This is a genomic window from Serratia sp. SCBI (assembly GCF_000747565.1).
GTDB classification, from domain to species: domain Bacteria; phylum Pseudomonadota; class Gammaproteobacteria; order Enterobacterales; family Enterobacteriaceae; genus Serratia; species Serratia ureilytica.
In genome coordinates, this window is record NZ_CP003424.1 from 1,362,691 (window position 1) to 1,385,124 (window position 22,434).

At 60.8% G+C, this 22,434-nt stretch carries 22 protein-coding genes and 1 pseudogene; 9 read left to right on the top strand and 14 right to left on the bottom strand.

Translation table 11 applies throughout. The features are described 5' to 3' along the window. Nucleotides 1-20: 20 nt before the first annotated feature. The 6 genes from SERRSCBI_RS06290 to SERRSCBI_RS06315 all read right to left on the bottom strand — a co-directional run bounded on the left by SERRSCBI_RS06290 (nucleotide 21) and on the right by SERRSCBI_RS06315 (nucleotide 6,875). On the bottom strand, nucleotides 21-1,052 hold the full coding sequence (locus SERRSCBI_RS06290; RefSeq protein ID WP_042783894.1) for an ABC transporter substrate-binding protein: 1,032 nt from the start codon (nucleotides 1,050-1,052) through the stop codon (nucleotides 21-23). Then, nucleotides 1,049-2,377, bottom strand: coding sequence for an MFS transporter family glucose-6-phosphate receptor UhpC (gene uhpC / locus SERRSCBI_RS06295; RefSeq protein ID WP_255352674.1), 1,329 nt, complete (start codon nucleotides 2,375-2,377; stop codon nucleotides 1,049-1,051). Before uhpC ends, SERRSCBI_RS06290 begins: the two co-directional genes overlap by 4 nt. A gap of 60 nt (nucleotides 2,378-2,437) precedes the next feature. Next, nucleotides 2,438-3,979, bottom strand: a complete 1,542-nt coding sequence (locus SERRSCBI_RS06300) for an MASE1 domain-containing protein (RefSeq protein WP_042783896.1) — start codon at nucleotides 3,977-3,979, stop codon at nucleotides 2,438-2,440. Next, a complete protein-coding gene (locus tag SERRSCBI_RS06305; RefSeq protein ID WP_033642255.1) occupies nucleotides 3,979-4,608 on the bottom strand; it encodes a response regulator transcription factor in 630 nt (209 codons plus the stop codon). The genes SERRSCBI_RS06300 and SERRSCBI_RS06305 overlap by 1 nt, the downstream gene beginning before the upstream one ends. A 123-nt stretch (nucleotides 4,609-4,731) precedes the next feature. Next, complete coding sequence (locus tag SERRSCBI_RS06310) at nucleotides 4,732-5,496, bottom strand: arylamine N-acetyltransferase (RefSeq protein WP_042783897.1); 765 nt, start codon at nucleotides 5,494-5,496, stop codon at nucleotides 4,732-4,734. Nucleotides 5,497-5,585: 89 nt separating this feature from the next. Then, on the bottom strand, nucleotides 5,586-6,875 hold the full coding sequence (locus SERRSCBI_RS06315) for an oligosaccharide flippase family protein (protein ID WP_042783898.1): 1,290 nt from the start codon (nucleotides 6,873-6,875) through the stop codon (nucleotides 5,586-5,588). Nucleotides 6,876-7,029: 154 nt separating this feature from the next. On the opposite strand from SERRSCBI_RS06315, the gene SERRSCBI_RS06320 reads away from it, so the two are divergent. Then, nucleotides 7,030-7,881, top strand: a complete 852-nt coding sequence (locus SERRSCBI_RS06320) for an ATP-grasp fold amidoligase family protein (protein WP_033652375.1) — start codon at nucleotides 7,030-7,032, stop codon at nucleotides 7,879-7,881. A gap of 3 nt (nucleotides 7,882-7,884) precedes the next feature. Here the strand turns inward: SERRSCBI_RS06320 and SERRSCBI_RS06325 are convergent, their stop codons facing one another. Beyond that, the gene (locus tag SERRSCBI_RS06325) at nucleotides 7,885-8,781 is read right to left on the bottom strand and encodes a LysR substrate-binding domain-containing protein (RefSeq protein WP_042783900.1); all 897 of its coding nucleotides are present in this window, start codon (nucleotides 8,779-8,781) and stop codon (nucleotides 7,885-7,887) included. A 117-nt stretch (nucleotides 8,782-8,898) separates the two neighbouring features. On the opposite strand from SERRSCBI_RS06325, the gene SERRSCBI_RS06330 reads away from it, so the two are divergent. Further along, the gene (locus SERRSCBI_RS06330; RefSeq protein ID WP_042783901.1) at nucleotides 8,899-9,678 is read left to right on the top strand and encodes a 2OG-Fe(II) oxygenase; all 780 of its coding nucleotides are present in this window, start codon (nucleotides 8,899-8,901) and stop codon (nucleotides 9,676-9,678) included. A gap of 37 nt (nucleotides 9,679-9,715) precedes the next feature. Here the strand turns inward: SERRSCBI_RS06330 and ansP are convergent, their stop codons facing one another. Continuing rightward, nucleotides 9,716-11,182: an L-asparagine permease gene (gene ansP / locus SERRSCBI_RS06335; protein WP_033642262.1), complete on the bottom strand. Its 1,467-nt coding sequence runs from the start codon at nucleotides 11,180-11,182 to the stop codon at nucleotides 9,716-9,718. Nucleotides 11,183-11,614: 432 nt separating this feature from the next. Next, a complete protein-coding gene (locus tag SERRSCBI_RS06340; RefSeq protein WP_042783902.1) occupies nucleotides 11,615-12,052 on the bottom strand; it encodes a PACE efflux transporter in 438 nt (145 codons plus the stop codon). A 112-nt stretch (nucleotides 12,053-12,164) separates the two neighbouring features. Here SERRSCBI_RS06340 and SERRSCBI_RS06345 point away from each other — a divergent pair, with 112 nt between their 5' ends. Further along, nucleotides 12,165-13,058: a LysR family transcriptional regulator gene (locus SERRSCBI_RS06345; RefSeq protein WP_033642264.1), complete on the top strand. Its 894-nt coding sequence runs from the start codon at nucleotides 12,165-12,167 to the stop codon at nucleotides 13,056-13,058. A gap of 16 nt (nucleotides 13,059-13,074) precedes the next feature. Here SERRSCBI_RS06345 and SERRSCBI_RS06350 read toward each other — a convergent pair whose 3' ends face one another. Both SERRSCBI_RS06350 and SERRSCBI_RS06355 read right to left on the bottom strand, forming a co-directional pair. Further along, nucleotides 13,075-13,638, bottom strand: coding sequence for a DedA family protein (locus SERRSCBI_RS06350; protein WP_042783903.1), 564 nt, complete (start codon nucleotides 13,636-13,638; stop codon nucleotides 13,075-13,077). Between the two features lie 50 nt (nucleotides 13,639-13,688). Further along, complete coding sequence (locus tag SERRSCBI_RS06355; RefSeq protein WP_033652379.1) at nucleotides 13,689-14,366, bottom strand: DJ-1/PfpI family protein; 678 nt, start codon at nucleotides 14,364-14,366, stop codon at nucleotides 13,689-13,691. A gap of 91 nt (nucleotides 14,367-14,457) precedes the next feature. Between SERRSCBI_RS06355 and SERRSCBI_RS06360 the strand changes: the two genes are divergently transcribed. The 3 genes from SERRSCBI_RS06360 (at nucleotide 14,458) to pbpG (ending at nucleotide 17,632) form a co-directional block, all read left to right on the top strand. Then, nucleotides 14,458-15,402: a GlxA family transcriptional regulator gene (locus SERRSCBI_RS06360; protein ID WP_042783904.1), complete on the top strand. Its 945-nt coding sequence runs from the start codon at nucleotides 14,458-14,460 to the stop codon at nucleotides 15,400-15,402. Between the two features lie 45 nt (nucleotides 15,403-15,447). Next, the gene (locus SERRSCBI_RS06365; RefSeq protein ID WP_042783906.1) at nucleotides 15,448-16,551 is read left to right on the top strand and encodes an adenosylhomocysteinase; all 1,104 of its coding nucleotides are present in this window, start codon (nucleotides 15,448-15,450) and stop codon (nucleotides 16,549-16,551) included. Nucleotides 16,552-16,702: 151 nt separating this feature from the next. After that, on the top strand, nucleotides 16,703-17,632 hold the full coding sequence (gene pbpG, locus SERRSCBI_RS06370; RefSeq protein ID WP_042783907.1) for a D-alanyl-D-alanine endopeptidase: 930 nt from the start codon (nucleotides 16,703-16,705) through the stop codon (nucleotides 17,630-17,632). Nucleotides 17,633-17,666: 34 nt separating this feature from the next. On the opposite strand, the gene SERRSCBI_RS06375 is transcribed toward pbpG, so the two are convergent. Further along, complete coding sequence (locus tag SERRSCBI_RS06375) at nucleotides 17,667-18,122, bottom strand: GNAT family N-acetyltransferase (protein WP_025301952.1); 456 nt, start codon at nucleotides 18,120-18,122, stop codon at nucleotides 17,667-17,669. Between the two features lie 76 nt (nucleotides 18,123-18,198). Here SERRSCBI_RS06375 and SERRSCBI_RS06380 point away from each other — a divergent pair, with 76 nt between their 5' ends. The 3 genes from SERRSCBI_RS06380 to SERRSCBI_RS06390 are packed head-to-tail and all read left to right on the top strand — an operon-like array spanning nucleotide 18,199 to nucleotide 20,692. Continuing rightward, a complete protein-coding gene (locus SERRSCBI_RS06380; RefSeq protein WP_033652382.1) occupies nucleotides 18,199-18,603 on the top strand; it encodes a VOC family protein in 405 nt (134 codons plus the stop codon). A gap of 50 nt (nucleotides 18,604-18,653) precedes the next feature. Beyond that, nucleotides 18,654-19,742, top strand: coding sequence for an alpha/beta fold hydrolase (locus SERRSCBI_RS06385; RefSeq protein WP_232230743.1), 1,089 nt, complete (start codon nucleotides 18,654-18,656; stop codon nucleotides 19,740-19,742). Nucleotides 19,743-19,771: 29 nt separating this feature from the next. Next, nucleotides 19,772-20,692 carry a DUF808 domain-containing protein gene (locus SERRSCBI_RS06390; protein ID WP_033642270.1) on the top strand — a complete coding sequence of 307 codons (921 nt, stop codon included), beginning with the start codon at nucleotides 19,772-19,774 and terminating at the stop codon, nucleotides 20,690-20,692. Nucleotides 20,693-20,921: 229 nt separating this feature from the next. Here the strand turns inward: SERRSCBI_RS06390 and SERRSCBI_RS06395 are convergent. Continuing rightward, nucleotides 20,922-21,411, bottom strand: a pseudogene (locus SERRSCBI_RS06395) (N-acetyltransferase family protein). Between the two features lie 208 nt (nucleotides 21,412-21,619). Beyond that, nucleotides 21,620-22,432 (bottom strand): MetQ/NlpA family lipoprotein, encoded by an 813-nt coding sequence (locus SERRSCBI_RS06400; protein WP_033642272.1) that lies wholly within the window; start codon nucleotides 22,430-22,432, stop codon nucleotides 21,620-21,622. Nucleotides 22,433-22,434: the final 2 nt, after the last annotated feature.

Genomic DNA, 22,434 nt, shown 5'->3' on the forward strand with positions numbered 1-22,434 from the left:
AACAGGCGCAGAATGTGGGCTTATTTACCCATCTTGACTTCGCTGACCCATTTATTGATCAGCGCCTTGCGGACCTCGGTCGAACCGTACTTGTCCATGTCGTAGTTGATCAGCTTCAGGTCGTCGAGCTTCAGCGAGTTCGGCGAGGTATCGGCGGTGGTGTTGGTCAGGATCTGATAGGACTTGCCTTGCTTCCACGCCAGCTCCTGCGCCTCTTTCGACAACACCCAGTCCACGAACAGCTTGGCGTTATCGAGGTTGCGTGCGCCTTTGAGGATGCTGACGCCGCCGATTTCGTAGCCGGTGCCTTCACACGGCGAGATCAGCTCAAGCGGCGCGCCCTGTTCCTTTTCGAGCGAGTAATCATGCAGGAAACCGATGCCGATCGCCGTTTCGCCGCGGGCGGCGTTGCGCGCCGGGGCAATGCCGGACTTGGTGTACTGCGAGACGTTGGCGTTCAGCTGTTTGAGGTAAGCGAACGCCTGATCGTCTCCCCACAGCTGGGCAAAGGTCGCCAGCGCGGTGTAGGCGGTGCCGGAGCTTTGCGGATCGGCGATTTGAATTTCGCCTTTGTATTCCGGCTTGGTCAGGTCTTTCCAGCACTTGGGCACCGGCAGGTTTTTCTCTTTCAGGCGCTGGGTATTGACGCCAAAGCCGAGAATGCCGACGTAGACCGCCGAGGAGTAGTTGCCTTTCAGCTTGGCCGGATCGCGGAATTGCGTCATGACCTGGTCGAGATTCGGCGATTTGTACGGCTGCAGCAGCCCCATTTCACCGGCCTGGGATTGCGGATCGAGCGTGCCGCCGTACCAGACGTCCGCCTGCGGGTTCTTCTTCTCGGCGTCCACTTTTGCCAGCGTGCTGCCGGAACCGTTGCGGATGAACGCGGTTTTCACGTCATATTTCTCGCCGAAGGCTTTGGTTTCCGCTTCGCACATTTCATTGGTGGCGCTGCAGTAGACCACCAGGCGGCCCTTGGCGTGCGCGGCGCCGCTCAGGGTCGCCAGCGCGATGCCGGACGCTATCAGGGTAGTGACCCACGTTTTTTTCATTGTTTTATCCTTCTCTCGGTAGAGGTGGTAACGCTCGCCATCAGCAGCGGCATCAGCAATAAACCCATAAGAACGGCGGCGATCGACAGCAAACTGAACATGCCTGACCAGCCGTAGCCTTCGATGACCCGCGACAGCGGCCAGCCCGCCAGCGCCGCCCCCAGATAGGCGAACAGGCCGAGAAAGCCGGTGATGGAGCCCGCGGCGCCTTTGTGCCCGCATTCCACGGCGGCGAGGCCAATCAGCATCTGTGGGCCGAAGACAAAAAAGCCCACCGTAAAGAAACAGCCCGCCAGCAGCGCGTAGTGGTGCACCGGCGCCAGCCACAGCGCGGCGACGGACACCATCAGCCCGAGCGTGAACAGCAGAATCATCGGCGCGCGCTGCCCGCCGAACAGCACATCCGAGCCCCAGCCGGCGAACAGCGCGCCGAGCAGGCCGCCTATCTCGAACAGCATCACCGTCGCATTGGCGCTGAGCAGGTTGACGCCGTGGCTTTCCGTCAGCCACAGGTTGCCCCAGTCGTTCAACGCAATGCGGATCAGGTAGACCAGCACGTAAGAGACGCCGAGCAACCAGATCATCGGGTTCTTCAGCATCGTGGTGCGCAACATTCGCCACAGCCCCATCGGCGGGCTTTGCTGTTCCTGGCGCAGCTCCAGCGGATCGTGGCGCCACTGGCCGACCGACGGCAGGCCTTCTTCCTGCGGCGTGCCTGTCAGCTGCCGCGTGAGCCAGATGCCCAGCACCATGCTGACGGCCCCCGGGATCAACATCGCCGCCTGCCAGCCCCAGCGCTGGGCGGCGAAGGCGCTGATCAGCGGCACAATCGCGCCGCCGAGGTTGATCGACATATTCCAGCAGCCCCACCAGAAGCCGCGCTCGTTGCGCGAATACCAGTGGGTCAGCAGCCGCGCGCAGGGCGGCCAGCCCCAGCCCTGAAAGAAGCCGTTCAGCGCCCAGACCGCCAGCAGCAGCGTCAGCGATTCGCCGAAGGCGAACGCCACGTTCAGCAAACCGGTGGCGAACAGGCCGATCCCCATAAACCCGCGCTGCCCATGGCCGTCGTGCCACAACCCGGCAGCGAATTTCGACAGGCCGTAGCTCAGATAAAACAGCGAGCCGAGCAGGCCGATGTCTCCTTTATCCAGCCCCAAATCCGTTTGCAGCGCCGGCAGCACGTAATTCACGCTTTTGCGCGTCAGGTAGAAGGCGGCGTACCCGATGACCATGTACAGCAGCAGCCGCGGGCGCAGCGCGCGGTAACGATGATCGATTTCAGATGCTGAGCGTGCTTGCATAGCCGCCTCCCTGGTGCTGACTATAAGAAGGTGAAAAGGAAAGGGGATGAGATAAAGTCCGGAGTGGCTAAGACTTTTTCCTAGTTAGTCGGCGGTTTGTTGCAAATTTGTGGGCAGGTTAACAATTACCCGGGTGCCGCGCTGCGTTTCCAGCGTCAGTTCGCCGCCGAGCGCGCTGACCCGTTCGCGCATTCCCTGAATGCCGAAGCCCGGCGCGTTGCCCGCATGGATGCCGACGCCGTTGTCCCGTACCTCGAGGTGCAACATGGCGCCTTGCTGATACAAAACGATGGCGACTTCGCTGGCCTCGGCGTGTTTGCACACGTTGTTGAGCAGCTCTTGCAGCAGCCGGTAGAGGGTGAAGCGCACCGTCTCGCCGGCGGGCGTGTCGGTCAGGCGGTAGTCGAAACGGCAACGGATGCCCCGTTCGCTAAAGGCGAATTCGCTCAGCAGGTGGTGAAGCGCGTCTTTGAACGCCAGCTCGTCCAGCGCGGGCGGGCGAAGTTGGCGCAGCAGCTGGCGCGTGGAGTGATGAATGCGCCGGGCGAGATCGCCTATCTGGTTCGCGGCGGCCTGGGTTTGCGCCGGATCGCGCGCCCGCTTGACCAGCTGCGACTGAATTTGAATGGCGGTGATGTTCTGGCCGATTTCATCGTGCAGCTCGCGCGCCAGGTTCTTTCGCGTGTCTTCTTCGGTGTGGATCAGTTTTTCGGTTAATGCCCGCCGCGCCGCCAACTCTTCTTCCAGGCGTCGGCGATAGTGGTGCAGGTTTTGCGCCAGGTGCTGCTGACGGCTGATGGCGATGCCCAGACCGATGCCGAGCAGCGCCTGGGTCGCCAGAAAGATTTCCAGCTCGACCAGATTGCCGAACCCCACGCCGACCTGCCGTGCGAGGGTGATCATCATGCTGCCGAGCAGGCCGGACAGCACGCCGCCCTGCCAACCGAACTTCCATGCCATCACCACGTTCGGCAGAAACACCACGATCAGCAGCAGGCGCTCGATTTCCGGCGACAGCACCATCTGCGTACCGATGCCGATAACGAAAAACAGGCTGCACCAGATGATTAAGGACGCGCGCAGCGGCGGGTTGGCGGTGTCCAGCCCCAGCAGATGGTAGCGGTGCTGCTGGCGCAGAAATTCAAAGATCAGGTAGACGAACGGGGTCAACAAAACACCGCCGGTAAACGACGCCAGGCCGAGCAGCATCGCCGGGCTCTGCGCGAAAGGTGACAGCAGGGCGGTATTGAGCAGCGAGGCGGCGGTCACTGCGGCCAGCAGCAGCGTCAGCCGTTGCCAGTAGAGCGGAAAACGGCGCCAGACCCGTTGCGCGAGAAGAGCCGGGATCAGGGTGATGAACGGGGCGGCCAGCAGGCCGTAGCCGCTCAGCAGGCGTTCGCCGTGCAGCCAGAACAGCAGCAGCGCCGGCGGCGCTATCAGGGCGGGCCAATAGCGCCGCCCCAGCAAGATCAGCAGCGCGAGATAGACGCCGTGGGGCAGAAACAGCGCCGCCTGATTGCCGTTGTGGGTCAGATAGAAACCGAGCGTCCACAGCATCAGCCAGCCGCTGCCCCAGGCCAACAGGATAAACAGCGAGATAACCCAGCGCCGTGAACGGAGTGACATCAATGCCCCGCCAGCAGCTGATGATCGAGGGCGAAATGCACCAGCTCGATGGTGCTGTTGCACTGCAGCTTGCCCAGGACGTTGGCGCGATGTACGTGTACCGTTTTATGGCTGAGATCGAGCTTGAAAGCGATCTCCTTTACGCTGTCGCCTTTGACCAGCAGCTCGAAGATTTCGCGCTCGCGCGGGGTCAGCACTTCCAGCGCCGTGGCCGGCTGCTCGCCGCCGCGCAGCGCCCGCAGCGCGTCGGCGCACAGGTAATGGCCGCCCATATCGACGGAGCGCACCGCCTGCACCAGCTCTTCCGGCCCGCAGCGTTTGGTCAGATAACCGCTGGCGCCGGCATCCAGCGCGCTCTGCACGAAGGTGGGGGAGTCATAAATGCTGAGTATGATCGCGCGAAACTGCGGCTTCTGCGCCCGCAGGCGTTTCAACAGGCTCAGGCCGTTTTCATCCGGCATGGCGATGTCCATCACCGCGACGCTGACGTCGTCGCGCAGCAGCGCCGGCCAGGCCGCCGCCGCGCTGCTGTATTGCCCCGCCACGTCGATGTCTGCTTCGAGGCTGAGCAATTGCGCAAACCCGGAGCGCACCACCACATGGTCATCGACCAGTATCACACGGATCATTTTTCGCACTCTGTTGCCGAATCATGATCCTATGATGCCTGCCGCCGCGATGCTGGCAATCAGCCAAGCGCGGTTATGCAATCGATGTAACAGAATCGTAATAAAAGGACGCCGCCCGCGCCGTCAACGATCCACATCGATGGCGAAATGCCGCCACAGCGCGGCTCGCCGTTCCTCTTCCGAATGCAGCGTCGTTTCGTGGCGTTGATGATCTTCGGTCACGAGCAGCTTCATGTCGCTGAGGGTCACTCGGCCCAGTTCGGTCGGCCGTGAACACACCAGGCGCTGGGTGAAGTGCGACTGCGGCGAGGTGCTGTGGAAGTGGCACATCTCATCGAATTCATGCGGTTCGCGCGGCTGAACGGTAAAGCGATACAGGGTTTTGGCATGCGAGCGCTGGTCGCCGTTGCGGCGTTCCAGCAGGTAATATTCGCCTTCCCGCTCCAGGTGGAAGGTGCCGCTGGCCTGCGGTTGCGGCTCGGCAACGACGATTTTGAGCGGCGTCAGGAAGGAATCGCCGAAACCGACGTCCACCAGCCAGGCCTGGCCCGCCAGATCCACCCGCAGCGCCAGATGGTCGTAGGGCGGGCCGAAATGGCCGTCGCGCGCGCGGATCTCGCCGGAGATAAAGCTCACCCTGAAACCGATCTCCCGCAGCAGCAGGGCGAACAGCGTATTCAGCTCATAACAGAAACCGCCGCGGTTACGCTCGACCACTTTGCTGAACAGCGCTTCGGGCGCCAGCTGAATACCCTGATGATAAATAATGCTCAGGTTCTCGAACGGTACGCTCAGCATGTGGCGATGGTGCAGCTGTTGCAACGTGGGGAGATCGGGGCGGGCGACGCCGGTAAAGCCGATATGCTGCAGGTAGCGTTGGGTGTCCACAGGGTGTCTCGCATGAGAAAAAGTAGGCTTAAAATAGCGGGCTTTGCGGCGTTTGTGAGCGCATTACGTGCTGCGCCTCGGCAGCCGGATTACTTTCCCGACGGGCGTCTTAGGTAAAGCGCCGGGTTCAGTGAGCGCAGATGCATTTTCAGTACGGCACCCCGCTGAAAGAGATAGTTGAGTATGGTCAATGACAGCAGTTCGGTCAGCAAGGTGCTGTAAGCGGCGCCCATCATACCGTATTGCCGAATCAGGCCGTATGACAGGGGAATGTTAATGATAAACACCAACAACATTTTGCGGGAAAGGAAGCCGTAACCGGAAAACAGCACGATGTATTTATAGGCCACGGTCCCCAGGGCGGAGAGCAGGGTGGCGACGGCCAACACCCCCATGGCGGCATAGGCCTCCAGGTATTGCTCGCCGTACAACAGTGCGATGACCGGTTTGCCCAGCCAAACGATCCCGGCGACGATGGCTAAGGCGATGGCCAGCACCAACCCATTCAGTTTGGCCGCGGCGCGCATCGCGTCTTCGCGCCGATAGGCGAATATTTTCGCGAAGAACGAGGTGATGACGGCATCGGTAACGAACATCCAGGCGGTCGCCAGGGTAATGGCGACCGAGTAAATGCCCAGCACCGCGGCGGAAACGAACCACATCAAAAACAGCTGCGCCAGCCGGGTATAGATGGCGATGGAAACATTGGATACCGCCAACGGCAGGCCGCTGGCGAGCAGATAGCGCACATATTTGCGCCGAATACGGCCGGGGGCCGAAAAGCCCGGATGGCGGCGATGATAAAGGTGATGACGGATCAGATAGGGGATGAGGTACACCATCACGATAGGGATGGCCAGAAAGTACAGGTGCAGATCAAAAAACACGATCAGCCAGCGAGCCAACAATGCGCTGGCTAAGCCGGCCACGTTGGCCAGGGTATTGAAACGCGATTCCAGCCGGGCGTCATGGTAAATGGCGAAGACGTCTTTGAGTGAAAAAAACGAGGCCAGGAATGTGGCGGCGCAAAAGTAAAAGGTCGTGAAGTCTTCCCGCAGCCCGGTATAAAGCAAGATGATCGCAGAAAAGGCCAGGAAACAGGCTTGCCTCAGCCGGTTGGTGGAGAACATCAGCGCTGCGCCGGAGCGCGGATTACGGCTAATGCGTTTGAAGAGGATGGTGTCCGACCCCAGCAGCGCCAACGTTTGGGTAATGGCGAAAATCGCCGTGGCAAAGGTAATCTTTCCGAAGCTTTCCGGCCCAATATATTTGGCCATGTAGGCGGTGATGAATATAACGCCGAGGATTGATACCGTCTTTTCCGCTATCATCCAGGAAGCGTTTCTTATTATGCTGAAGTCTATGAACTTTAGTTTCACTGACGCTTCCCTGAATACCTTATGATATAGGATTATTCCGTTTTTATCCTTTAATAATCACCAAGGCTTTTTTTATATTTTACAATTGAAGTCAATTGCATTTAAACTTTAGCTGAATCTTTTGTTATGTTGGATTAATGGATGAATCAACGGAATGAGAAAATTCGTAAAATACCTCTATAAGGTTTCGCCTGACTTTATTTATTATCAGCTGTCGCATTATTCTGTTCACGGAAGCTTTGTCAACTTTTTGAATCCTAAAAGTTTTTCTGAAAGGATTTACCACAGAATGCGCTACCCGCGCGAAGAGTTCAGCCTGTTGGCGGACAAGGTGGCGGTGAGGGATTATATATCCAGTCGCGTTTCGGAAAAATACCTAACGCCGGTCATCATGATAACGGAGAACTTCACTGAGCAAGACTATTTGTCGTTGCCTCAATCTTTTGTTATCAAAACAAATAATGCCTCGCAGCAAGTTAAGATTGTCAGAGATAAAGCGCGAGTGAGTTATGATGAGATTGCAAGCACTCTCAAGAAATGGTCAAAAATAACGTATTGGAAGCGCTTTCGTGAGAAGCACTATGCGAAGATCCCACTGCAAATTGTGGTTGAAAACCTGTTGGACATCGAACGCGACGGTGAATTGATCGACTATAAAGTGCATGTTTTTAACGGCAGCCAGCCTTATCTGTTCGTGGAGTTGCTGCGGGGCGGCCCGGAGCCGACGTCGCTGGAGTTTTTGGACCGCCATGCGCATCACTGCTTTTTTACCCAGAAAGATATTCCCCAGATCAACACGTTGCACGCGAAGCCTGACTTTTGGGATGAGATGATTGAGGTCGCCCAAGCCGTTGCCGCCGATCTGGACTACTGCCGGGTCGATTTCTACCTGACGCAAGACAGGCTCTATATCGGCGAGCTGACGCTCACCCCCGGTGCAGGCAATGAAGTGTACCAACCGCGCGCCACGAACCTGCTGCTGGGCGAGCTGATGGCCAAAACCTGAACGCTATGCCGAGCGTTGGGCCAGCTCCCGCAGCCAGCCCAAAAACGCCGCGGCGCCGGGTTTTTCCAGCGTGCGCATCGGGTAAACTACGTAGTAGGGCTTGCTAAGCGGCAGCGCCGGTTCGGCCAGGGTGACCAGCCGGCCTTCCGCCAGTTCACGGGCGATCAGCCGCCGCTGGCCGAGCAGCACCCCGCGTCCTTGCACGGCGGCGTCGATGGCCAGCGAGGTCAGGTTATAGGTCAGCCCGCGGCGCGGCGGCGGCGACCGATCGGCGGCGGTGAACCATTCGTGCCAGCCCGGCAGAAACTGGCTCTCCTTGCCCCAGTCGACGTGGATCAGCGGCAGCTGCGTCCAGTCGCCGCGATCGCGCAGCGCCGGGCTGCATACCGGCTGCACCCGATCCTGAAACAGCTGCACCTTTTCCAGCAGCGGGTAATCCTGATCGCCGAAGCACAGTGCGAAATCCGCCGCCGAATGGGCGAAATCGACCGCCGCATGGGTCGCGTGCAGCCGCAGATCGCCGTCGGGGCACTGCGCCAGCCAGTCGCCCAGCGCCGGATTCAGCCATTTAGACGCCAGCGCCGGCAGGGCGAACACCGTCAGCGCCTGTTTGCCGCGCTGGCGTTCGACGTGTTGCTGCGCCACGCGCAGCGTTTCAAACGCCTCCTGCACGTAGGCCAGGTAGTCCGCGCCCTGTTCGGTCAGCGTGACGCCGCTTTTAGCGCGAATGAACAGCGTGATGCCCAGATGTTGTTCGAGCTGGCGGATCTGTTGGCTGACGGCGGCGGCGGTCAGCGCCAGCGCATCCGCCGCACGGGCCAGGCTGCCGGTGCGAGCGGCGGTTTCGAACGCCAGAATGGCGCTCAGCTTGGGCAAGCGCGCACGGGACGGTGAGTGCATGAGCAGGGCTTATCGCTAAGAATTCGTTAGCTTATCCATAACGTATTTTTGTTATGGCGGCAATGCGGCATTCGCTACAGTGGGAGGCATCCGGCTTTCGCACACGAGGGGAACGTCATGCCGCAACTTGCCGATATTATCGATCTGTCCGCCCACCCCATCGACGACGCCGCGTTCCGCGTCCGCTGCCGGCAAACGCTGGCGCGCGCCGGCGCGCTGGTGCTGCCGGGATTTCTGCGCGAAGCCGCGCTGGCGACGGTGCGGCTGGAAGGCGCCGAACAGCACCATGCGGCGTTTTACGCCACCAGCAAACACAACGTGTATCTACGGCCGCAGGACGACGCGCTGCCGGCCGAGCATGCGCGCAACCGGCTGGTGGTGTCGTCCAAGGGCTGCATTACCGACGAAGATATTCCGCCGCAGTCGCCGCTGCGCACGTTGTACGACGCTCCGGCGTTTCGCGCGTTCCTCTGTGCGGTGCTGGACGAGGCGCAGCTCTATCCCTACGCCGATCGGCTGTCGTCGATCAACCTGCATTATGCCCACACCGGTCAGGAGCTGGGCTGGCATTTTGACAACTCCTCGTTCGCCATCACGCTCCTGATCCAGAAACCGCAGGCGGGCGGGCGCTTCGAATACGTGGAGAACCTGCGCGACGCCGATCGCGGCGAGATGAACTATGCCGGGGTCACGCAGGTGCTGGACGGCGAGCGGGCGGTCAAACAGCTGGCGATGGAGGAGGGGGATTTGGTGCTGTTTCGCGGGCGCAACGCCATGCACCGGGTGACGCCGAGCGAAGGCGACACCACGCGCATGCTGGTGGTGCTGGCCTACAATGCGCAGCCGGACGTGATGCTGTCGGAAAGCGCCAGAATGACGTTCTACGGGCGGTTATAGCGGATAAAAAAACCGCCCCGGAGGGCGGTTTGTCGATTCAGTGCGGGTTCTGCTCTTCGTGAGCCTGCTGTTCCAGCTTCACTTCCTGCGCGCGTTTGCGCAGGCCGAACCAGCCCAGCGTCAGCAGCACCGCCAACACAGGAATGGTGGCGATGGTCCAGGTGCCGTTCGGGTAGTCGAAGGCCATCATTACCACCACGATCAGCAGGAACGCCAGCGTCAGCCACGAAGTGAACGGCGCACCCGGCATTCTGAACGACACCGGCTGAGCGCGGCCTTCGCGCACGGCTTTGCGCAGGCGCATCTGGCAAACGATGATAAACGCCCAGGAGGCGATGATGCCCAGCGAGGCGATGTTCAGCACGATCTCGAACACCTGTGAAGGCACCAGGTAGTTGAGCACTACGCCGATCACGTAGATGCCGCAGGTGACCAGGATGCCGGCGTAAGGCACCTGCTGGCTGCTCATTTTGGCCATCAGCTTCGGTGCGGAGCCGCCCATCGCCAGCGAACGCAGGATGCGGCCGGTGGAGTAGAGGCCGGAGTTGAGGCTGGACAGCGCGGCGGTCAACACCACGATGTTCATGATGGTGCCGATGTAAGGCACGCCCAGCTTGCTGAAGAAGGTGACGAACGGGCTTTGGCCGGCCTGATAGGCGTTCCACGGCAGCAGCAGCACCAGCAGCACCACGGAGCCGACGTAGAACAGACCGATACGCCAGATCACGCTATTGATCGCTTTAGGCATCATTTTGGCCGGATCTTTACACTCGCCGGCGGCGGTGCCGATAAGCTCGATGCCGGCGAAGGCGAAGATCACCCCTTGCACCAGCACCAGCGCAGGCAGCAGGCCGTGCGGGAACATGCCGCCGTTTTCGGTGATCAGGTGCATGCCGGTGGTGTGGCCGGCCACCGGCGTGCCGGTACCGAGGAAGACGACGCCGACAATCAGGAACAGCGCGATGGCGGCGACCTTGATCAGCGCGAACCAGAACTCCATCTCGGCGAACCACTTCACGCCGATCATGTTCATGGTGGCAACGATGCCGAGCGCGCCGAGGGCGAACAGCCACTGCGGCACGTCGGCGAAGGTGCCCCAATAGTGCATGTACAGCGCCACGGCGGTGATGTCGACGATGCCGGTCATCGCCCAGTTGAGGAAATACATCCAACCGGCGACGTAAGAGGCTTTTTCACCGAGGAACTCGCGAGCGTAAGAAACGAAGCTGCCGCTGGAAGGGCGATGCAGCACCAGTTCGCCCAGCGCGCGCAGGATGAAGAAAGAGAAGATCCCGCACACCAGATAGACCAGCGCCAGCGCCGGCCCGGCCAGTTCGAGACGGCCGCCGGTACCGAGGAACAAGCCGGTGCCGATGGAGCCGCCGATGGCGATCATTTGGATTTGCCGGTTGCCCATGCTTTTGTGATAACCGGATTCATGAGAGTCTAGCCAGCGTCTTCTGGCGGCGTGTTTTTCATCCGCAGACTGTTTTTGTGAGTGCATTATCCGTCCTGTTTACCTGTCTATGTTAACCCTGCTCTTACCGAGAGCAAACGATTGCTATGACCAATCGTCATGAGAATGAGGTCGTGGCATCATTCCGCTGTTTATTGTGTATACAGCCATCATTAAAATAACGGCGAAGCATGCTACCTTTTCTCCGTAATGGTGGCAAAAAATACTGCGCATAAAACGTGAACAAGTGTGTTTATTTTTTAATCCAAATATAAAAGGATATATTATTCAAAAAGATGTGATGTTTTATCAAGACGGAAATATCGAGGAATAAAAAGTGATTAAAATCACAAAATAATAATTACCGTGCAAATTACAGGGTGTTGTTCTTATATTTCGCGGTGAGAAATAAGGGGAAAGGAAATGGCGACCCGCGCAGAAAATGGCATCAGCAGCGGGTCGGTGGTCGCGTAACGAGTCTTAGGCCGATTCGCCGGCCGGCAGGGCCGATGCGGGCAGGCCGAACAGCTTGTCGAATGCCCAATTGAACACGAAGGTATAACAAGGAATGATGACGATCAACGCCATATCCAGCAGCAGCGCCTGCCACAGCGTGATGCCCATCCACCAGGCGATCAGCGGGATCAGATACACTACCAGCGTCAACTGAAAGCCGACGGCGTGCAAAATGCGGCGTTTGAGCGTGCGGGCGCGCGACACCTGGCGGCTTTCCCACCACTCGAATACATAGTTGTAAATAAAGTTCCAGCTTACTGCGATGGTGGTGATCACCACCGCCAGCGGCCCGGTGCTGCTTGGCGCGTGGCCCGACAGCAGCGCCAGCCCCAGCGCCGAGATCGCCATGCCGATGATTTCATAAGCGGTGACATACACCAGTTTGCGTTTGACGCCTTGCATCGTTTTCTCCCGATCTGTTTTTAGTTGCCTCTGTGGCGACGGCGGCTAAGATAACGTCAATCACATTGATAGAAAAAGTCAGGAGCTGTCAGTTAATCTGACAGGTTGAACAATGAATTTTTCCAGCGACAACATCGAACTGTTTTTGGCGGTGCTCGATCGCGGCTCGTTTTCCGCCGCCGCCCGCGCGCTGCGGCGCGTGCCCTCCGCCGTCAGCATGGCCATCGCCAACATGGAGGCGGAGCTCGGTTTCGCCTTGTTCGACCGTTCTCACCGTGAACCGACGCCGACCGCGCTGGCGTTGGCCCTGGCGCCGCACGCCCGCCTGATCGCCGGGCAGCTCAAGCAGCTGCAGGTGCACGCCATCGAACTGTCTCAGGGGCTGGAGAGCCGGCTTTCGATCGGCGTGGCGTCGGATATCAACGGCGCCGGCCTGCTGGCGGCGGTGAAAACGCTGTCGCAACGTTATCCGCTGCTGAACATCGAAGTGCTCAGCGCGCCGCAGGACGACGTGTTGCACATGCTGCACGAGGGGCGCATCGGCGTTTGTCTGGCGTTCGGCGGGCTGAACGTCAACAGCGCGGAACAGTTCCACTTCGTGGGCGCGGAGTCACTGGTGGCGATGCTGTCACCGCAGCACCCGGCGCTGGACGGCGCGGCGGGCGAGCTGTTTCTCGAGGATCTGGTCAACGTGCGGCAGATCATGGTGGCCAGCCGCGATCTGCCGATCGGCGATCTGCGTCCCCAGGTGGCGGAGGCTTACTGGCGCACCGACAGCCTGCCGATGGCGCTGAACATGGTGGAAGCGGGCCTGGGGTGGGGCAATTTTCCGCTGTCGTTGGCCGAGCCGCTGCTGGCGCAGGGGCGGTTGGTGCGGCTGAAATTCAAAAACACCAAGAACGAGCTGCGCTTGCCGATGCATTTGATCTGGCTTAAGAATCGCCCGTTGGACAAAGCGGCGCGCGAACTGGTCGCGCTGATGCGCGAGGCGCCGCAGGAAAGCTGACGCCCGCTGCGTTTGCTTACTCCGGGTGGCGTTTACGCCACCAGAAACGCACCAGCAGGATGGCGGCGATCGCCAGCGCGACAAACAGCAGGCTGGAGAGCTTTTTGTCGAAGCCGGTAACGAAGCGTTCGATCGCCTGGCCGCCAAAATAACCGAGCATGACGAAGATCGTCGCCCATAAAATGGCGCCGAGGATGTTCAGCGGCACGAAGCGCGACGGCGGCAGGCGGCTGGCGCCGATCAACACCGGGCCGATGATGCGGAAACCGTACATGAAACGCACCCCGATAACGAACAGCATCGGGTGGCGGGCGATCAGCCTTCTGGCGCGCGCGATGCGCTTTTCCTGTCCCTTGAGCCGCGAGATGACGCGGCCTTCAACCCGGCGGCCGGCGAAGTACAGCAGCTGGTCTCCCATCATGCCGCCCAGCGCCACCACTGCGATCACCCACGGCCAGTGCAACAGCCCTTCATGAGCGGCGATGCCGCCCAGCAGCGTGATGGTTTCCCCTTCCGCCAGGCAGCCGATAAACAACGCCCAGTAACCGTAGTCCGTAATATAGTGGGCTAAATCGGTCATTCCTTACTCCTTATGTGGCTGACGCATAAGGGCAAGTATACGCCCGATTGCTAACCTTGGGCGATCTGGGCCACCAACGCTCTGCGCCGCTGCAGGCTCTCCGCCATCTGCGCCTGTACCCTGGCGTAAATGTGCGGCGGGGCCAATTCCGGCGTGCCGCCCTCGAACGGCGGCGCCGGGGCGTATTCCAGATAGAGCTGGATCATTTGGGCGGTCTCTTCGCCGTGCAGTTCGGCGATCAGCGCCAGTGCGAAATCGATGCCGGCGGTGACGCCGCCGCCGCTGATCACATTGCCGTCGCGCTCCACGCGCGCTGAGCTCGGCACGGCGCCGAACAGCTTCAGGCTGTCGCGCATCGACCAGTGGCAGGCGGCGCGTTTGCCTTGCAGCAGACCGGCGGCGGCCAGGATCAGCGAACCGGTGCACACCGAGGTCAGGTAGCGGGCATCGGCGCCCAGCCGACGGATCTGCTGCATGAAGGCCTCATCTTGCAGCGCCTGGGTGCAGCCGCTGCCGCCCGGTACGCACAGCACGTCGCAGCGCGCGATCTCCGGCAGCGGGCGCAGCTGGGTGAAGTGCAAGCCTTCCGACTCGACATCCGCGCCGTCTACCGAGGCGACGATGATTTCCGCGCCCGGCATGCGGCGCAGGAACTGCAAGGGGCCCGTGAAGTCGAGCTGGGTGACGCCTTGATAGATGGGAAATACAATCACGAGTGATTCAGACATGATATTCGCCTCATTTTTATCGTTGGACCTGGGTCATAATAGCCGCCCTGTTTTTGGCTGATATGACAGATAACCCTCAAAAAGCGCCATCATGAAAACGATCGGTTTTGTGGTTTTTCCCGGTTTTAACCTGCTGGACTTTGCCGGGCCGCTGGCGGCGTTCGATAACGTCAGCCAGTTCACCGACCCGCCGGCCTATCGCTGTGTGGCGATCTCGCCGCAGGGCGGCATGGTCGCCAGCTCGGCCGGCGTGGAAATCGCCACGCAGCCGTGCGGCGACGAGCGTTTCGATACGTTGGTGGTGGCCGGCGGCAGCGGCAACGTGATGGCGGCGCAATCACCGGCGCTGGCGGCGTTCCTGGCCAACCAAAGCCGACGAGCGCGGCGCATCGCCAGCGTATGTACCGGCGCGTTTATTCTGGCGGCCTGCGGGCTGCTGGACGGCAAGCGCGCCACCACTCACTGGTATCATGCGGCGCGGCTACAGCAGAACTACCCGCGCATACGCGTCGACAGCAACCGCATCTTCATTCGCGACGGGGATATCTGGACCTCGGCCGGCATCAGCGCCGGCATCGATCTGGCGTTGGCGCTGATCGAAGACGATCTGGGCACCACCCTGGCGGCGGCCGTGGCGCGGCAGCTGGTGGTCTATCACCGCCGCCCCGGCGGGCAGTCGCAGTACTCACTGCTGCTGGCGCTGAATCCGTCGTCGGATCGCATGCGCACCGCGCTGTCGTACGCGCGCGAGCATTTGCATCTGCCGCTGTCGGTGGCGGATCTGGCCGACGCCGCCTGCCTGAGCGAGCGGCAATTCGGCCGGCTGTTCCGCGCCGAAACCGGACAGACGCCGGCCAAGGTGATCGAGCAGCTGCGGGTAGAGGCGGCCAGAGGGCGTATTGAAGAGAGCGCCGAACCGCTGGAGGCGATCGCCCGCTCGGTGGGGTTCAGCGATCCGGAGCGTATGAGGCGGGCGTTTATCCGCGTATTTGGCCTGTCGCCGCAGGCGATCCGCCGGCTTGGCCGCGCGGGATAACTTTTTTGCCACGCCTGGCGGCGGGGCGCATCAGAGGAGCAACGGATGTATCAGGATTTTGAGAGCGAATTGAGCTGGGCGATGCGCCATATGCCGCGCACCCGGGCGGCGGTGGCGGCGTTGCCGGACCTGCACGGGGTGCGGTTGGCGTGCAATATGCACCTGGATCTGAAAATGGCACCGCTGGTGGCCGGCCTGCTGGACAAGGGCGCGGCGATCTTTCTGACCACCTGCAATCCCACCACGGTACAGAACGACGTGGTGGCCTGGCTGGAACGGCGGGGCGCGCAGGCTTACGCCTGGCGCGACATGAGCGCCGGCGAGTGGTCGGAATCTTTCGATCGCGCGCTGGCCTGGCGGCCGACTCACCTGTGCGAAATGGGAGCGGATCTGACCACCCGTCTGCACCAATCGTCGAACGGCCCGCAGATCGTCGCCGGGCTGGAGGCCACCGGTTCAGGCATCAGCCGGTTGAACGGCGTGGCGCCGCGCTACCCGATCTTCAATTGGGACGATCTGCCGGTGAAAGAAGGGTTGCATAACCGGCACATGGTTGGGCTGACCGCCTGGCATACCTTCTTCCAGACCACCCATTTGACGCTGCACGAGAAGCGCGTGCTGGTGATCGGTTACGGCCTGGTCGGGCAGGGCACGGCGGCCGCGGCCAGAGCCTACGGCGGCCAGGTGATGGTGGCGGAAATCGATCCGGCGCGTGCGCTGCAGGCGCGTTATGACGGCTGGCAGGTGGTGGATCTGGCGAGCGCGGTCGCGCAGGCGGACGTTATCGCCACCGCGACCGGCGCGAAAAACGTGCTCTCGGTGCAGCATCTGCAACAGGCGCAGGACGGCGTATTTATCCTCAACGTCGGCCACGTGGCCGAAGAGATCGATGTCGGCTTCCTCAAGAGCCTGCCGCACCACGAGCCGATGCCTTATGTGAATGCTTACCAACTGAATGAAAAGACGGTCTATTTGCTGGCCAACGGCTCGATGTTCAACCTGACCGCCGGCTACGGCGACAGCCTTAACGCCTTCGACGTCACGCTGGCGGTGATGGCGGCCGGCATCGGCCATATCGTCGGCGCGGGAGCGCGGCAAACGCCGGGGCTGTACCTGTTGCCGCAGTCGGCGTGGCAGCCGGCACTGTAACTTTTTCCCCGCGGGCGTTCATCCCAGAGCGCCCGCGGGCTGTACCGATTTTCGGCCGACAGAATTTGTCACAAATCCGCCATACAATCCCAGTGCCAAGCGCTGAACCCTCACATATAATTCGCTGAATTCAAGCCCCCATTTCAGAGTAATGCCTGTGAAAATACGTGTTTTGGTTCTGACTCTGCTCGCTTTGCAGGCGGGCGCAGGCTTTGCGCCACGCGCGCTGGCCAGCGACAACGCCGCCGCCGTGCACGCCACCCAGCCGGAGCTGGCCTCCGGCAGCGCGATGGTCGTCGATATGCAAACCCATAAGGTGATGTACGCGCGCAACCCGGATGAGGTGGTGCCGATCGCCTCGATCACCAAGCTGATGACCGCTATGGTCACGCTGGACGCGCACCTGCCGCTCGACGAGATGCTGTCGGTGGACATCCACCAGACGCCGGAGATGAAAGGGGTGTATTCGCGGGTGCGGCTGAACAGCGAAATCAGCCGCAAGGATATGCTGCTGCTCGCGCTGATGTCGTCGGAAAACCGCGCGGCCGCCAGCCTGGCGCACCACTATCCGGGGGGCTACAGCGCCTTCATCAAAGCGATGAACGCCAAGGCCAGGGCGCTCGGCATGACCAATACCCATTATGTGGAACCGACCGGGCTCTCTATTCATAACGTGTCGACGGCGCGCGATTTGACCAAACTGCTGATCGCCACCAAGCAATATCCGTTGATCGGCCAGCTCAGCACCACCACCGAACGCATGGCCAGCTTCAAGGATCCCAACTACACGCTGCCGTTCCGCAACACCAACCACCTGGTGTACAACCCGAAATGGAACATTCAGCTGACCAAGACCGGCTTCACCAACCAGGCGGGGCACTGCCTGGCGATGCGCACCGTGATCGGCAACCGCTCGGTGTCGCTGGTGGTGCTGGACGCCTTCGGCAAATACACCCACTTCGCCGACGCCAACCGGCTGCGCAGCTGGATTGAAACCGGCAAGGTGACGCCGATCCCGGCCGCCGCGCGTGACTATCGCCGCCAAAAAGACGCCCGTCTGGCGAAGAACGACAGCGAATAACCCTCCTGGCGGTCCGCCCGTTTGCGGCGGGCCGCTATCGGCCCTCGGGCCGTCTGATGACAAATCCCCGCTCGCGATCGCCGTCGAAGCCCGCTTTCAGGTAGAGCTGGTGCGCGCCGGTGCGTTGCTGCCCCGACAGCAGCATCACCTTGTAACAGCCTTTGCGCCAGGCCAGCTGCAGCGCGTATTCGATCATGGCGAGCGCCACGCCGTGGCCGCGGTAGGGCTCCGCCGTCACCACGTGTTCGATGACGCCGAACGGTTGTGCCTGATGCGCCAGCCCCGGGATCAGCGCCAGCATGCAGGTGGCGATCGGGTGATCTTCTTTCGCCGCCACCACCAGACGGATCGCCGGATCGTCCAACAGGCGTTGCAGGGTACGGCGCGCATCGTCGGCGCGCAGCGGCGCGTCCTGCGGGCGCAGCTCGCGATACAAGGCTAACAGGCCGTTGAGATCGTCCGGCTGCGCCAGGCGATGAATGATGCTCATGGTTGCTCCTTTCCGCCGCTTCAACGGTAATCCGCTATCCTCCATTAATACCACAACGTTTGCCGGAGGGGATGTTATGAGTCAGGTTTCGACCTTTGTCATGTTCCAGGGAGAGGCGCAGCGGGCGATCGATCTCTACAGCCAGGTGTTCGAGCGTTTTCGGCTCATGCAGGTGCAGCATTACGATCCGACGCCGGACGGCCGGCGGTTGATCAAGCATGCGTCCATCGATTTTGATCGGCAGAACCTGGTGTTTACCGATAGCCCGATCAGTCATGACTTCAGCTTTACCCCGGCGGTGTCGCTGTTCATCAACCTGCCTAACGAAGAAGCGTTGGAGCGGGCGTTCCACCGGTTGGCGGAGGGCGGCAAGGTGCTGATGCCGCTCGATGACTACGGCTTCAGCGCCCGTTTCGGTTGGCTCAACGATCGTTTCGGCCTTTCCTGGCAGCTCAATGTGCCGGCGGGCGATCTGCCCTGAGCTCAGCGCGCGGCGTGCAAAAGGGATGGTAGTGCCTACTGTTGTTTCATATGCTTATCGGCATGGCGGCAGGGCTCTCTGCCGTAGGAAATACCGACAACATCATGGAAAGGTGCGCTTTGATTGATTTTGACCGCTATGTTGAGCAAGCGAAGTCTTACGGCGAGTGGCCGGGCGGGCATGTGGACATGTCGTCCGGTTGCGTCGAGGGGTTGAGCTATCGTCTGTATCGGCACGCTGCCGAGAGTGAAGACGCGATCGTGGTTTATCACGGCGGCGGGGTTAACAGCGCCGCCGGGTATGACGTTCTTGCGCGCCAGCTGGCCGCCGAGCCAACGCTCGCGGTGTGCCTGGTGGATATCCGCGGACATGGCGATTCCACGGGAGAGCGGGGGACGGTTGAGCGGCCTGAGCGTATTTGGCGCGATGTCGATGTCATCCTGGCGGAAATGCGCCGCCGGTTTCCGTTGGCGCGCAGGCACCTGCTGGGCCATTCGAGCGGCGCCGGCATGTTGCTCAACTACCTGACCCGTTACCCTGGCGAACAGCAGGCGGACAGCCTGATCATGCTGGCGCCCGAGCTGGGGCCATTTTCCGGGATGGCCCGCGATCTGGCGGGGACGGCCCGTTTTGCGCAGGTGCGACAATGGCCGTTTGTCGCCAATGCGCTCAGCGGCGGGCGCTGGTTTGGGCACGTTCGGGCGGTCAGCCTGAATTTTCCCCCGGCTGTGCTGGCCGCCGCCCCCGATTTTGTCTGCCAATACAGCGTCAATATGGCTAACGCGTTGACGCCTCGCGCCCCGGCCAGGCAACTGGCGGCGCTGCGATTACCGACCTTGCTGCTGGCGGCAGCGCAGGATGAGTTGTTCAATGCGCAAGCGATGCAGCGCTTCGTCAAACAGCATGGCAACGCCCAAATCGCCTTTGGTTTGCTTGAAGGCAGCACGCATTTATCGTGCATATTTGATGCCCATCGCCTTGTCCTTCAACATATCTCGCGTGCGACCGCTACCGGATCCGATGAGGGGCCGGCGGGCGAGGGGCTTAACGTCGGCGCGGGGCGGCCATTGCTGGCCTGGCGTTTTCCTCTCTCATCCTATATCCCTGCATGGCGCTTAACCGCTATGCTAAACAAATAATAAATGTGAATGTAAAAGGATGAATCATTTTGGCAGGAAGTAGCTTACTCACTCTCATCGACGACATCGCCTCATTGCTGGACGATGTCTCTTTAATGAGCAAGATGGCGGCGAAAAAAACCGCCGGGGTGCTGGGGGACGATCTGGCACTCAACGCGCAGCAGGTCACCGGCGTTAAAGCCGACCGCGAGCTGCCGGTGGTGTGGAGCGTCGCCAAAGGCTCACTGATCAACAAGGCGATCCTGGTGCCGTTGGCGCTGCTGATCAGCGCCTTCGCGCCCTGGGCGATTACGCCGCTGCTGATGGTGGGCGGCGCCTACCTGTGTTACGAAGGGTTCGAAAAGGTGTTCCATAGCCTGAGCCCCGGCAAGGCGGCGCAGGAGGAGACATCGGACGGGCCCGGCGCCAATGAGGACGCCGCGGCCTATGAAAAACGCAAGGTCAAGGGGGCGATACGCACCGATTTTGTGCTGTCCGCCGAGATTATCGCCATCACCTTGGGCACGGTCGCTGGCGCCACCTTCAGCCAGCAGGTGATCGTCTTGTGCGGCATCGCCGTCGTGATGACGCTCGGTGTGTACGGCATTGTCGCCGGCATCGTCCGCCTGGACGATCTGGGGCTGTATCTGAGCCGCAAACGCAGCGCGGTGGCGCGCTCCCTCGGCGGCGGCATCGTGCGCGCCGCGCCTTATTTGATGAAAACGCTGTCGATCGTCGGCACTGTCGCCATGTTTATGGTCGGTGGCGGTATTCTGACCCACGGTTTGCCGCCGGTGCATCATCTGTTCGAAGACTGGGCCTCGTACACCACTGTGGTGCCGACGTTTGGCCATCTTTTGCAGGGGGTGATCCCGGCGCTGTTGAACGTGGCGTTCGGGCTGGTGGCCGGCGGTGTCGTGCTGGCGGTGGTGTCGGCGCTGGGCGCCGTGCGCGCGCGTTTCAAGGCTTGATGAAAAGTCTCGCCCCGGGAGGGGCGGGACGTATCAGACGAATTAAAAGATCAGTTTGAGAACGCCGGTAATCGTCAACAAACCCACGATGAAGATGATGGCGACAATCCACAGAATAATTTTCATTGGCTTCTTCCTTACCGGTTAAAGGTGGGGCGCGATTGGCGCTAACTTAATGAAATCATTCTTCACTATAGACGCTATCTCTCTATCGTGCGTCGTCATGCCTTCACGGGCGCCGCTTGTCGCCCGCGCCCAGCGCGCGCTGCATAATCTGCGTGTCGCGCCATTCCCCCAGCTTGAACCCCACCGCTTTTTAACGTTCCTGCACTGGTGAAGCCGAGTGACTGATGCAAGGCCAATGAGCCGCGGTTGGCGGCGGAATCGCCGACGATCGCCAGCATCTGGCGCCAGGGGCCTTGTTCGCAGCGGGAGATCAAGGCGCTCAGAAGCGCGCTGCCGATGCCTTTACCCTGTTGCCCTTCGGCGATGTACACCGAGTCTTCCACGGTAAAGCGGTAAGCCGGCCGGGGGCGATAAGGCGTGGCATAACAGTAACCCACAATGACGCCTGCGCTTTTCGCCACCAGCCAGGGCAGGCCGGCCTCCCGCACCTTGCTCAGGCGCAACTGCATTTCCGCCAGCGTCGGCGGCTGCTCTTCAAATGAGGCCGCGCCGTACAGCACGTGCTGGGTGTAAATACGCAGCACGGCGGCCATATCGTCCGGTGTGGCGTCAAGAAGGCTGAGTACGGGGGCGGAGAGCGTTGTCACGTGTCTGTTTACCTTGAAAATCAGCGGATAAACGCCATTATGCGCGCTGCTCGCCGCCGGGATAAATCGGGTTTTCTTATGGTGAGATAAGAAAAGGCGATGATGAGCGGGAAGGGGCTCTTTGGGGAGAGCCCCGGAGGCGGTTTGCCTGGCATTACCAGCCTTTCACCGCGCCGCCGTTGAAGATTTTTTCGGCGGCTTTGGCCACTTCATCCGATTCATAGGCTTTGATGAAGTTCTGCACGTTCGGCGCGTCCTTGTTGTCTTCGCGCGTGACGATGATGTTGGTGTACGGCGAGTCTTTATCCTCGATGAAGATGCCGTCTTTGGTCGGCGACAGGCCGGTTTGGTTGATGTAGGTGGTGCTGATGACGGCGACGGTGACCTTCGGATCGTCCAGCACGTGCGGCAACTGCGCGCCTTCCAGCTCCATGATCTGGTAATGATGCGGGTTGGCGCTGATGTCCAGCGCGGTAGGCAGCAACCCTTTGCCAGGCTTCAGGCTAATCAGCCCGGTTTTTTCCAGCAGCAGCAGGGCGCGTCCCAGGTTGGTCGGATCGAGCGGAATGGCGATCACCGCCCCGTCCGGCAACTCTTTCAGCGATTTTATCTTTTTGGAGTAGCCGGCCATCGGGAAGACGAAGGTATTGCCGACCGCCACCAGTTTATAGCCGTGATCTTTGTTTTGCTGTTCGAGGAACGGGCGGTGCTGGAACACATTGGCGTCCAGTTCGCCTTTGTCGGTGGCGTCGTTCGGCAGCAGCGAACCGCTGAAACCGACCAGCTCGACGTCCAGCCCGTATTTCTCTTTCGCCACCTGCCTGGCGACTTCCGCCACGTCCTGTTCCGCGCCGTTGATGACGCCGACTTTGATATGGTTTTGGTCGGTTTTTTGATCGCAGCCCTGAAGCGCCAAGACGGCGGCGAAGGCCGCCGCCAGAGGGGTGATACGCCAGCGTAAGGTCATCG

What these genes read in the sequence shown, in the direction of transcription:
- SERRSCBI_RS06290 (WP_042783894.1), bottom strand. Translation starts at nt 1,052, where the DNA reads ATGAAAAAAACGTGGGTCACTACCCTGATAGCGTCCGGCATCGCGCTG.
- SERRSCBI_RS06300 (WP_042783896.1), bottom strand. Translation starts at nt 3,979, where the DNA reads ATGTCACTCCGTTCACGGCGCTGGGTTATCTCGCTGTTTATCCTGTTG.
- SERRSCBI_RS06305 (WP_033642255.1), bottom strand. Translation starts at nt 4,608, where the DNA reads ATGATCCGTGTGATACTGGTCGATGACCATGTGGTGGTGCGCTCCGGG.
- SERRSCBI_RS06320 (WP_033652375.1), top strand. Translation starts at nt 7,030, where the DNA reads ATGAGAAAATTCGTAAAATACCTCTATAAGGTTTCGCCTGACTTTATT.
- SERRSCBI_RS06325 (WP_042783900.1), bottom strand. Translation starts at nt 8,781, where the DNA reads ATGCACTCACCGTCCCGTGCGCGCTTGCCCAAGCTGAGCGCCATTCTG.
- SERRSCBI_RS06330 (WP_042783901.1), top strand. Translation starts at nt 8,899, where the DNA reads ATGCCGCAACTTGCCGATATTATCGATCTGTCCGCCCACCCCATCGAC.
- ansP (WP_033642262.1), bottom strand. Translation starts at nt 11,182, where the DNA reads ATGCACTCACAAAAACAGTCTGCGGATGAAAAACACGCCGCCAGAAGA.
- SERRSCBI_RS06340 (WP_042783902.1), bottom strand. Translation starts at nt 12,052, where the DNA reads ATGCAAGGCGTCAAACGCAAACTGGTGTATGTCACCGCTTATGAAATC.
- SERRSCBI_RS06345 (WP_033642264.1), top strand. Translation starts at nt 12,165, where the DNA reads ATGAATTTTTCCAGCGACAACATCGAACTGTTTTTGGCGGTGCTCGAT.
- SERRSCBI_RS06350 (WP_042783903.1), bottom strand. Translation starts at nt 13,638, where the DNA reads ATGACCGATTTAGCCCACTATATTACGGACTACGGTTACTGGGCGTTG.
- SERRSCBI_RS06355 (WP_033652379.1), bottom strand. Translation starts at nt 14,366, where the DNA reads ATGTCTGAATCACTCGTGATTGTATTTCCCATCTATCAAGGCGTCACC.
- SERRSCBI_RS06360 (WP_042783904.1), top strand. Translation starts at nt 14,458, where the DNA reads ATGAAAACGATCGGTTTTGTGGTTTTTCCCGGTTTTAACCTGCTGGAC.
- SERRSCBI_RS06365 (WP_042783906.1), top strand. Translation starts at nt 15,448, where the DNA reads ATGTATCAGGATTTTGAGAGCGAATTGAGCTGGGCGATGCGCCATATG.
- pbpG (WP_042783907.1), top strand. Translation starts at nt 16,703, where the DNA reads ATGCCTGTGAAAATACGTGTTTTGGTTCTGACTCTGCTCGCTTTGCAG.
- SERRSCBI_RS06375 (WP_025301952.1), bottom strand. Translation starts at nt 18,122, where the DNA reads ATGAGCATCATTCATCGCCTGGCGCAGCCGGACGATCTCAACGGCCTG.
- SERRSCBI_RS06380 (WP_033652382.1), top strand. Translation starts at nt 18,199, where the DNA reads ATGAGTCAGGTTTCGACCTTTGTCATGTTCCAGGGAGAGGCGCAGCGG.
- SERRSCBI_RS06385 (WP_232230743.1), top strand. Translation starts at nt 18,654, where the DNA reads ATGCTTATCGGCATGGCGGCAGGGCTCTCTGCCGTAGGAAATACCGAC.
- SERRSCBI_RS06400 (WP_033642272.1), bottom strand. Translation starts at nt 22,432, where the DNA reads ATGACCTTACGCTGGCGTATCACCCCTCTGGCGGCGGCCTTCGCCGCC.